This window comes from Paenibacillus sp. OSY-SE (assembly GCF_000283315.1).
In the GTDB taxonomy this organism is placed as follows: domain Bacteria; phylum Bacillota; class Bacilli; order Paenibacillales; family Paenibacillaceae; genus Paenibacillus_B; species Paenibacillus_B profundus.
The window spans coordinates 1-9555 of record NZ_ALKF01000109.1 but is presented as its reverse complement, the minus strand read 5'-3'; the positions used below and the strand labels follow the sequence as shown (position 1 = coordinate 9555).

The following is a 9555-nucleotide window of genomic DNA, read 5'->3' as shown; positions in this document are numbered from 1 at the left end:
ATAGTAACCAACCGGAAGAACGCAAGAATGCTGCTAGTACGCTCATACAGTGATAAACGAAACGGGCATAAAAAAATGCTGCAAGACGCTCATATAGTAACCAACCTGAAGAACGCAAGAATTGCTGCTAGTACGCTCATACAGCGATAAACGGAACGGTGCATGAAAAAAATACTGCAAGACGCTCATATAGTAACCAACCGGAAGAATGCTAGAAGTTCTGCCAGAACGTTTCAACGTTTGCAGTTGGAATGGATTAAGAACAGCAAGAACGTTCGAAAAGTCGCAGTATTGAACGGAATAAATTAATGAGATGTAAACAAACTTTGAAGAACGCCTCATGCAAGGGCGCAGTCAACCTGGTCATGCTGCTGCTGGTGTGTCTGGAACTAAGGGCTCGTCATAGCCGATGCAAGACGAAGTCGGGACAGGAGAAAACACCGCCATGCATATATACAGTAGTTGCTCCCAAGCGGACGTATGATGGAGAGATGCATTGAATCGAAAGCAAAATTCATCCAGGTATGTCTGGAGATATTTAGCGCCTATTCCGTGAAATGTGTCGTTCATCCAACGCCACGCCCGTCTGAAAGATTGAAATAAAGGACGATTGCGGCGTACCCGGTAATTGTGTCGGATGATGGATGTCTCGGCAGCAGTCTTAGCGACATGCAGTGCGGCGAAGTGTTCGCAGTCGGAACGGAGCAGCAGCTTGTTGCAGTGGCCAGTTGGCTCTACTAGCTTCATTTTGATTTCTCCCGTTTGCCCGTCTGGTGTGACAGATTCGGCAACGATCAGAGGGCATTCCCGAGGGTTAAGTTGTCTTGACGGATGGCGGCCATAAAAGGCCACGAAGCCATGAACGACCCCTTGCAGAGGCCGCTCAGTGTCGGTACGGCTAATCGCAGCTCGGATCTTATGCAGCATCAACCAGGCTGTCTTATATGTAACCTCGATAATCGAACTGAGCCGGACGGCGTTGATGCCGGTGTCGGAACGGGAGACAAGCCAGAATGCAGTGAGCCACTTCTGCAAGGACGTGCGGCTGCCTTCCATGACCGTGCCAGCGATGAGCGAAGTCTGATGGCGGCAAGCGCGGCACTCGTACAGAGGAAGCCGTCGTGTCCGGATGACATAGGTATGGGCATGCTGACAGCGTGGACAGACAAAACCATGCGGCCACTTTAACTTATATAGAAAATGGAAGCAAGAAGATTCGGTATGAAACTGACGGCGCAACTCTTCCAATGTAGCGATAGATTGCAATGCTTCCATCAAGACTACCTCCTCATAACGGGCTTTTTCGACCTAATTATGGAACTAATGTTCTTATATTCATTATATAGAACAAACGTTCCTGTTTCAAGTTATTTTTCTACTAGCTTGAATATCCAAATACGCTTAAAGCAGCTTTTTAAACAACACGAAACAAGACCCTTTCTTCTTCCAATTTTGATGTATTTCGTATGGTGCGATATGCCTCAGCATCCGAATCAGCCCGCTTGTTCGATGCTATCTTTTATACTGCATCATCTGAAGGTGCCGCACTCCGTGCATGGGGGATACTACAGGGAACTAGTCACAGCTGCTGATGGCCAGCGGGGCCAGATATGTAATGAAATTATCTAGGTTTACAGGGAATCGGTATGTCTGTTCTGAATGGAGGGGAGTGTGATGCAAAGAAGCGAACGAAGAGACCTTCTCAGAGTTGGGTCAAGCGGCATTAAGATTGAGGCGAAATATATCTCCTCCTGATGCTTAAAGCTCAGCCGACAATTGACATCCATCCTGCTGCGAAGGTAGAGAGAGTCAGAAACAAGAATGAGAACGATGAGGAAGCGATCGTTTCATTTCATTCATTAGACAACTATTTTGAGCATGCTTGCTTTTCATAAAGAAAAATGAAAAATGCGCCGAAAGCTCGACGCATTCTCTCTAGTTCCACAAGGTTAGTTGATGGTTAAAGGACTATGGCGATTCCCAGATAGTAAAGGCCATCCCGGCTCTACGTCAACTTCCGTCCTGTTCCAACAGCTTGTCCAGCTTCCTGCGCCGCTTCTTCTCCTTCAAGCGCCGCTCCCGCTCTTCCTTGCGCAGCGCCTTGGCGAGTGACAGGCACATGCCGAGCAGAATGACAGCGAATGGCAGGGCGGTCAAGATAGAGGCCGTCTGCAACGCCTCCAGTCCGCCGCTCAACAGCAGAACAATCGCGATGAGCGACTGAAAGATACCCCATGCCAGCTTCACGGGAATGCTAGGATTCGGATTACCGTTCGAAGACATCATCCCGAGGACAAATGTAGCCGAATCGGCGGACGTAATGAAGAAGGTTACAATGAGCAGCGTAGCCAGTATCGCCAGGAACGTGCCCCCTGGCAAGTAATCAAGTGTGATGAATAATGCCGATGTAATATCCTGCTTCACTGATTCGGCAATGGGCAGTCCATCGAACATTTCGAACTTCAGACCGGTCGCGCCAAAGACGGAGAACCAAATGAAGCTGAATCCGCTTGGCAAGAGCAGCGTTCCGAGAACGAACTCCTTAATCGTACGTCCACGTGAGACGCGGGCGATGAATGAACCTACAAACGGCGCCCAAGCAATCCACCATGCCCAATAGAACAACGTCCAGTTCGCCACCCAAGAATCCTCGGTAAACGGCGTCAAGCGCAAGCTCATTTGAATAATGTTTTGCAAGTAACCTCCAAGCGTTGTCGTGAATGTATCAAAAATGAACGACGTCGGACCGAGCAGCAGTGTGAAAAGAAGCAATCCCAGCGCAATAAGCAGGTTCGTATTGCTCAGGATGCGAATGCCCTTGTCCAAGCCAGAGATGGCAGAAGTCAGGAACAGTACCGTTACGATTGCAATAATAATGATCTGAACCGTTGGATTGCTCGGAATGCCGAATGTATGCGCGAGTCCGCCGTTGATTTGCATGACTCCAAGCCCAAGAGACGTGGCTACGCCGAAAGCGGTCGCTATAATAGCCAAAATATCGATAGCCTTTCCGATTGGCCCATTCACCCGATCCCCGAGCAATGGCTGAAACGTCCAGCTAATCAGACCTTTATAGCCTTTGCGGAACGTAAAATAAGCCAGTCCGAGCGACACAAGAGTGTAGATTCCCCACGGATGAAGTCCCCAATGGAAGAAGGAATAACGCAGCGCTTCTCGCGCCGCACCGGGTGTCATCCCGTCATCCGTAGGAGGAGTAATATAGTGGCTGATCGGCTCTGCCACTCCCCAAAACACAAGGCCGATTCCCATTCCTGCGCTGAACAACATGGCGAACCAAGATATATTTGAATATTCAGGCTCATCATCGTCGCTTCCGAGTGTAATGTGCCCGTGTTTGCCAAAGGCCAGAACAAAACAGAATATCAAAATAACCAGTGCCGTAATGAGATAGAACCAGCCGAATGTCTCCGTCGTATATGACAATGCTGCGCTCGATTGTTCAGCAAGAGTGTCCGGTGCAACGAAGCCCCATATAACAAACGCTAGTATTATTATGACTGAAATACCAAAAACCACATAACCACTCCTAGATGCTTGTCTTGTCGTTCTTGTTGCCATGTATGATATGTAAAAAAATCCCAGACCTATTGTGTCCGGGATAAAAAAACATCATTACCTTGATTAAGTAAGCCTACCCCTCTTGCTGCTCCCATTGCTCACTTTCAATGAGGGATTGCAATCGGCCTTGTTCCTCTGCAAGCATTTCTTCCGCTAATTGGACCGGATGTGGATTCACGCTCAAACCGGCTTGTTCGACCGCGCGTTCGGCGTGCTCAAGAGATTGCTCCGCTTGTAGTACGGATTGGTCCGTTGGATGTGACATAGCCTGAGAAACAGCATTATGCGCTGTCTCAATGGCGTTTTGCGCCTGCGAGATCGGATTTTGCGACTGCAAGCTGGAGTCGTATTGGGACATGCTGTGAGCCTCCTTCGTTGGAACGGTATTCGTTGCGGTTCTTCTCCAATGAATAGGATGTGCTCAGCAGCATTTTCTATACCTTTAGTCTTTCAAGAAGGATTTCGCCTTCTCGATAGCCTCATCTTCCGTCGGGGCGGTTACGTATCTGCCGTTAATATAAATAAACACTCGCTTGGTGCAATGTCCGCAATATGATTTGCAACCAATCTTAATGTCCGCATTCGGATCGAGCTTCTTCACTTTCGGTAAAAACGACTTCATTTTAATATGCCGACATTTATCACAAATACGTATATCGTTTGCCATTATTCGTCACTCCGCTTTACCCACTTAGTCATGATGTACTTTCGCAATCATTTTGTTTGCTTGACCTACTATGTCATTGTAAGGGAACCTGTACAGAGAAGCAACCATATTGCGCAAACTTCATGACAACTGTTCATATTTCAGAGAGCGTTTAGCAAACCATGGCATCAGAATAACTGTGAATAATATATCATCAATCGGCATAAACGGCAGAACATCCGGCATGATCCAATACAAGACAACGAGACCGACGAACAATGCCTTTTCCCAAATCGGTACGTTGCGTGATGCTAACAGACGGGGGACGGAGCTGATAAGCCACCACAGATTGTTCCAAGGGCGCCTTCCTCCCGAACGCTGCTTCGGTTCACGTGATGATGGTGCCATCGCGCACACCTCCTTCACGATATTGTGCGTCGCGCCCCTTGGAACATACAGCAAAACACAAATACATATTTACTAAATTCTACGTGTTTTCGTTCTCGACTATATCACCTCTTAGTGCCTCCATCAAAATGGAAGACACTTCCCGATACATCGAATTAAAATCGTGCAAGGGCAAAGGGCTTGATCCAAGTCCCACTTCAATGGTAAACCCCGGCTTGAGAAACCGCTGAATGAACCAATCTTTATAGCCTGCATCGCTTCCCGATAGTTTAACGGCACGATATCCGCTCACCAGTTGAAACCGTTCCGCCCAATATAACGACTCTTCAGGTTCGTAATCCCGGTAATTCCAATAAATCTCTTGACCTTGTGTATGAAACGATAAGGCAAGCTCAAATGGAGTTTGCTCTGTAAATGACGCTAAAGCGGCAGCCTCCGGCTCGGACAGCGGCTGCTCCCCTCCATAATTAAGTGGAGCCGGGGAAAGCATCCCCCGCCTTTCCCGCTCCTCCTCCCAATGAGCCGGGAATTGATCATTCAAATCAACGCCGCGCACGTTCGCCTTCCAACGCTGAAACCGATTTGAGCCTTGGTTCCATTCCATAATCGACTTATAGAACGGATGCCCGAGCGAAATGCCCTCCTGCACCAATTCGACACCGTCGGGATTAACCATCGGCACAATCCACAATGACGTCCGCTCATAAGCGGCATGCGCGTCCCATCCGCGCCATGCCAAGCCGCTGTCATATGCATTTGCATAATCCTCAATGAATTGAACCAACAGAGCCGAGGTAATCCATTCATTCGCATGCACCGCTCCATTCGCATGTATCGGAACACCGCCCCTGCCGATACCAATGGCCTGTATCGGCTTGCCCAATACACTATGGCCGATCGTTTCCACTGAGATGAAGGAATATCGGCTGCTCAATCGACAGATATCCTCTGTCAGTTGAACATGTCCGTATTCCGCGTTTCTTCTTAGCGCCCCTTCCGGACAGCCGTAAGGAATGAGCAAGCTTTGCCCTTCCATCAATCGGCTCGGGTTGATGCACGGATTGGCGGAGGACAGCAGCTGCGCCGGTACGTGGAACCGGGAAGCGATATCGTAGAACGTGTCATGCTGCTGAACGATATACGTATTGTTCGGCCGCTTCGGAATCGTTATAACTTGACCGGGAAGCGTATAATCCTCCGTATCCAGCTGTGGATTGAGCGCAAACAATGCATGCAGATTAATACCATAACGCGTGCAGATACGCAGGTAGGTATCGCCTTGCTGCACTATATAAGGGATAGCCATCTATGGCACCTCCTTAGCCTATCATCATTGATGCATATGCCAGGAGGATGGCGAAAATTACAGGTTGCGGCGACTAATGCTGCAGCTTAAAAATTATAAAAAGGCTTGAGAGGGCAACCCTCCTCAAGCCTCTATGACATCAATATAATTTTTGATTTCGAGTTTGATCATTGGAAGCTGCTTAAGCTGGCTGAATAGAATGCCCGCAAAGTAAAGGATTGACTTAGGAACAGACTCTTCAACTGTGAGGATGTTATATGATTTGAGGCATCTGCCATACAACAGGCACAGCATGAATTTGTTCTCCAAGCCAAGAACGAGCGATCTGCTGGAATATTTCAGGATCACCGCTGCAAAAGAATTGATGGACTGGCACCACATCATTATGAGCCAATTGCCCTTTATCATGCAAGATCGTGCTGATTTCCCTTGCTGTTTCTTCTGCAGAATTAATCAGTTGCACGCTTGATCCCATTACTCGTTGAATCGGTTCCGTTAAAAATGGATAATGAGTGCATCCGAGAATAAGGGTGTCTATTGGAACGTTTCGCAATGGATCCAATGAGTCACTCACGATGTGCCATCTTTCATCAGATCGGAACAATCCCTTCTCCACCAGAGGCACAAAGTTAGGGCAAGATCTGCTAATGACCTCTACGTGTGGATTTAACCGTTTCAGTGCTTGTTCGTAAGCCCCGCTCTTAATCGTTCCCTCCGTACCGATAACTCCGATGTAACCTGTGTCTGTTGCTGAAAGGGCCGCCCTTGCGCCAGGATGAATGACGCCAACGACAGGAATCGAAACGTATGCACGCAGTTCTTCCAATGCTACGGCAGTCGCTGTATTGCAAGCGATGACAATCATTTTGGGTTCATATTGAATGAGATAATCTACGATCTGTCGGGTGAATAGTCTTACTTCCTCCGCTGAGCGCGGACCGTAAGGCGAACGGGCAGTATCTCCGAAATAAATAATTTTCTCGCGTGGCAGTTGACGCATCACTTCCTTGACGACCGTCAGTCCTCCCACACCTGAATCAAACATTGCTATGGCTTGCTGCACGAATACACCGCTTCCTTCGTCTCTTGTTTGACTGACCTTTGATACCATATGATTGGTAGAGGTAAAACGTACCTCGATCTTATCAGCAAGTCAGACAAGGTTCAAGTCACATGTTCCGGGATTGGCATGCAGCTAAAATCATTGTTTTCATATTGTTACATTACTGCAACCTTTTGTCTCCAAAAAAACGTTTATAATGATGCAAGATAATGTAGAAAGGACTTGAAATATGAATCCTGAACGTTCATCGGCGGGAAGAAGCACCGCTCGTTCTCTGCCGCCACGTAAATCCGCTCAACAGCGGACAGGGCGGCGCAAGCAGCAAAAGACACAACGTCGTCGCAAACGTTCATTCTGGCGCACGCTCAGATTGACAGCAGTCGTTATGCTCATCATGAGCGCATTTGGGGCAGGGTGGTTATTTTTCACGCCATCCGGAACGGAAATGCGTTTCTTAATTGCAGATACTTTAATTACAACAAGACACCGACATTGGGCGAAATATGTAATTGGACAAGAAGAGCTCGATAAACGGGTAGCAGCATATTGGAAGAAATTCGAACAAATGGGCGAAGAGGAGTCCACTCTCGAAATTAAGAAGCCCGCGCCTGTTGAAGAAGAGCAGAAGCCGTTAATTGAATATAAGACAGTAAGCGGCAAGGGGTATAGCGGCTATTTGATGATTGTAAACGACCCGACCAAGATTCGAATCGCCGTGCCGAATCGAGTCGGACGCGGTGAAAAGGTAAGCAGCATGGTCGAGCGTACCGGGGCACTGGCAGGCGTCAATGCGGGCGGCTTCGCCGATCCGAACTGGAAGGGGAACGGATTCCAGCCTATCGGTGTCGTCTTCGCTGACGGTAAACTGTATTACGATGGCGTAGGTAAAAACCGCCGCACTCAAATCGTCGGCATCGACAACGATGGAAAGATGGTAGCAGGCAATTATAAAGTCGATGAGCTGCTGGAAATGGGAGTAAAGGAAGGCGTCACATTCCAACCCCGCATGATTGTCAATGGCAAGGGACAAATTAAAGACCATGCCGACGGCTGGGGGATTGCGCCCCGCACGGTAATGGGTCAACGGGAAGACGGTGCCATACTCTTCCTCATCATCGATGGCCGCCAGACTCACAGCATCGGAGCCGATTTATATGACTGCCAACAAGTTATGCTGGAGAACGGAGCCGTTATTGCAGCGAACTTGGATGGGGGGTCCTCGACCGTGTTGGTCGAACGAGGCGGATCGATTAAGAATTCGCCTGCAAGCCAATACGGAGAGCGCTATTTGCCTTCCGCCTTCTTAGTCTTTGAGCATCCAGAGCAGGTTACAATCAAGAACATCTGGGAAGGCCTTGATCCAAGCCAGATCGATCCGAGCACATGGTAATCATATCGTATTATGAATGAGTGGTCCCTTCATCGCAACCGGGCGCGAATGGTTGTATGAAGGGACTTCTTCGCTCTCATAGCACCGGTGTCAAGATTGATGAATTAACTCATGCTCCGTCTCCGCTTGGCTAACAGATTCCTCACTGTGACTGACGTTCTCGTTGGTTTGCCCCGATAGATTATCCTCATGTTGCTCTGCTAAGCTATCCGTGACTTGTTCTGCAGTAATCTCCTTAACCGCAGTGACCATAACCTTCTCTTCCTCTTCCGCTCCGTCCTGTCTCCACTCGCTCCAGCCTTGCTTGATAGCGACGACTTTCTCTTTCGCCGTCGTTAATAGTTCTCCTGAATGTTCCCCAAATTGCTTCGCCAAATGCTGTGTCTTCTCGCTGACCTGCTGTGCTCCTTCAGCAATATCTTGACGCAATTCACGGCCTGATTTGGGAGCCAAGAGAAGTGCGGACACCGAACCGAGCACTCCGCCGATTAACGCGCCAATCCAGAATGTTTTATTTGCTTTCGCCATTTTGTTAGTTCCTCCTTCTATTGCATTCATCCTTGCTGCACATCCGAAGAAGATTACGATGCACGGGCGCGGCGGGATCGAATCTCACTCCACAGTTTAAATAAAATGTCCAGCCAAAGCTGCGTATCGGGCTCGCGTCGTTCATCTGCTTCCCTCGCAGTGCCGATTCCAGAATACGCCCGCTGAGACCATCTGCCGAGGGCTTCATTCCACCGTCCAACCCGTTTATGCAATTCATGCAGCGTATCGGACCACTCCTTGATCGTGTCGCCTGTCTGTTCCGCTTGATTCAACACCTTCTCTGCTCGGCGGGTAAGCTCTCGAAGCTGTTCAATCAGCCTGCGGCCTTCTTCCATGCCGGCATCCACCTTGGTCAGGCTGCGCCAGCTGCGACAGATAAGCGCAATCGCGGCAATACATAAAGCAGTCCAAGCGATTGCGGCGATACAAATGCTCCAGGTTACCATCGTGTGCCTCCTCGGATTGCGGCATCGACCAGGACGAATGCCCATGTCGTAATGACAGTATAAGAAAGTTGGGCTCGTCTTGACACAGGAAGGGCCGTTCTTTTTTATCAAGCATGTCCGCTCACAAAAGAAAAAAGCCGGGATGAATTGATATGCTCCCATCATAGT

General features: G+C 48.7%; 10 protein-coding genes. 1 reads left to right on the top strand and 9 read right to left on the bottom strand.

All coding sequences use genetic code 11. The features are described 5' to 3' along the window. Positions 1-363 precede the first annotated feature (363 nt). From A372_RS0100875 to racE, 7 genes are all read right to left on the bottom strand, one after another. Complete coding sequence (locus A372_RS0100875) at positions 364-1275, bottom strand: transposase (RefSeq protein ID WP_019418966.1); 912 nt, start codon at positions 1273-1275, stop codon at positions 364-366. Positions 1276-2010: 735 nt separating this feature from the next. Further along, positions 2011-3537: a glycine betaine uptake BCCT transporter gene (locus A372_RS0100870; RefSeq protein ID WP_019418965.1), complete on the bottom strand. Its 1527-nt coding sequence runs from the start codon at positions 3535-3537 to the stop codon at positions 2011-2013. Positions 3538-3652: 115 nt separating this feature from the next. After that, positions 3653-3937 carry a hypothetical protein gene (locus A372_RS0100865; RefSeq protein WP_019418964.1) on the bottom strand — a complete coding sequence of 95 codons (285 nt, stop codon included), beginning with the start codon at positions 3935-3937 and terminating at the stop codon, positions 3653-3655. An 84-nt stretch (positions 3938-4021) separates the two neighbouring features. Next, complete coding sequence (locus A372_RS0100860; RefSeq protein WP_019418963.1) at positions 4022-4246, bottom strand: DUF1450 domain-containing protein; 225 nt, start codon at positions 4244-4246, stop codon at positions 4022-4024. 120 nt (positions 4247-4366) lie between these two features. Continuing rightward, the gene (locus tag A372_RS0100855) at positions 4367-4633 is read right to left on the bottom strand and encodes a hypothetical protein (protein ID WP_019418962.1); all 267 of its coding nucleotides are present in this window, start codon (positions 4631-4633) and stop codon (positions 4367-4369) included. A 79-nt stretch (positions 4634-4712) separates the two neighbouring features. Continuing rightward, entirely contained in the window at positions 4713-5939 is a 1227-nt protein-coding gene (locus A372_RS0100850) for a M14 family metallopeptidase (protein WP_019418961.1), read from the bottom strand. A 253-nt stretch (positions 5940-6192) separates the two neighbouring features. Continuing rightward, positions 6193-7002, bottom strand: coding sequence for a glutamate racemase (gene racE / locus A372_RS0100845; protein ID WP_019418960.1), 810 nt, complete (start codon positions 7000-7002; stop codon positions 6193-6195). A 229-nt stretch (positions 7003-7231) separates the two neighbouring features. Between racE and A372_RS0100840 the strand changes: the two genes are divergently transcribed. Next, on the top strand, positions 7232-8392 hold the full coding sequence (locus tag A372_RS0100840; protein WP_019418959.1) for a phosphodiester glycosidase family protein: 1161 nt from the start codon (positions 7232-7234) through the stop codon (positions 8390-8392). 90 nt (positions 8393-8482) lie between these two features. Here A372_RS0100840 and A372_RS35215 read toward each other — a convergent pair whose 3' ends face one another. Both A372_RS35215 and A372_RS0100830 read right to left on the bottom strand, forming a co-directional pair. Further along, positions 8483-8920, bottom strand: coding sequence for a YtxH domain-containing protein (locus tag A372_RS35215; RefSeq protein ID WP_019418958.1), 438 nt, complete (start codon positions 8918-8920; stop codon positions 8483-8485). 53 nt (positions 8921-8973) lie between these two features. Continuing rightward, on the bottom strand, positions 8974-9387 hold the full coding sequence (locus A372_RS0100830; protein ID WP_019418957.1) for a hypothetical protein: 414 nt from the start codon (positions 9385-9387) through the stop codon (positions 8974-8976). Between the last annotated feature and the right edge of the window lie 168 nt (positions 9388-9555).

Excerpts from the sequence above, each read along its gene's own strand:
- A372_RS0100875 (WP_019418966.1), bottom strand. The coding sequence starts at position 1,275 with ATGGAAGCATTGCAATCTATCGCTACATTGGAAGAGTTGCGCCGTCAG.
- A372_RS0100865 (WP_019418964.1), bottom strand. The coding sequence starts at position 3,937 with ATGTCCCAATACGACTCCAGCTTGCAGTCGCAAAATCCGATCTCGCAG.
- A372_RS0100860 (WP_019418963.1), bottom strand. The coding sequence starts at position 4,246 with ATGGCAAACGATATACGTATTTGTGATAAATGTCGGCATATTAAAATG.
- A372_RS0100855 (WP_019418962.1), bottom strand. The coding sequence starts at position 4,633 with ATGGCACCATCATCACGTGAACCGAAGCAGCGTTCGGGAGGAAGGCGC.
- A372_RS0100850 (WP_019418961.1), bottom strand. The coding sequence starts at position 5,939 with ATGGCTATCCCTTATATAGTGCAGCAAGGCGATACCTACCTGCGTATC.
- A372_RS0100840 (WP_019418959.1), top strand. The coding sequence starts at position 7,232 with ATGAATCCTGAACGTTCATCGGCGGGAAGAAGCACCGCTCGTTCTCTG.
- A372_RS35215 (WP_019418958.1), bottom strand. The coding sequence starts at position 8,920 with ATGGCGAAAGCAAATAAAACATTCTGGATTGGCGCGTTAATCGGCGGA.
- A372_RS0100830 (WP_019418957.1), bottom strand. The coding sequence starts at position 9,387 with ATGGTAACCTGGAGCATTTGTATCGCCGCAATCGCTTGGACTGCTTTA.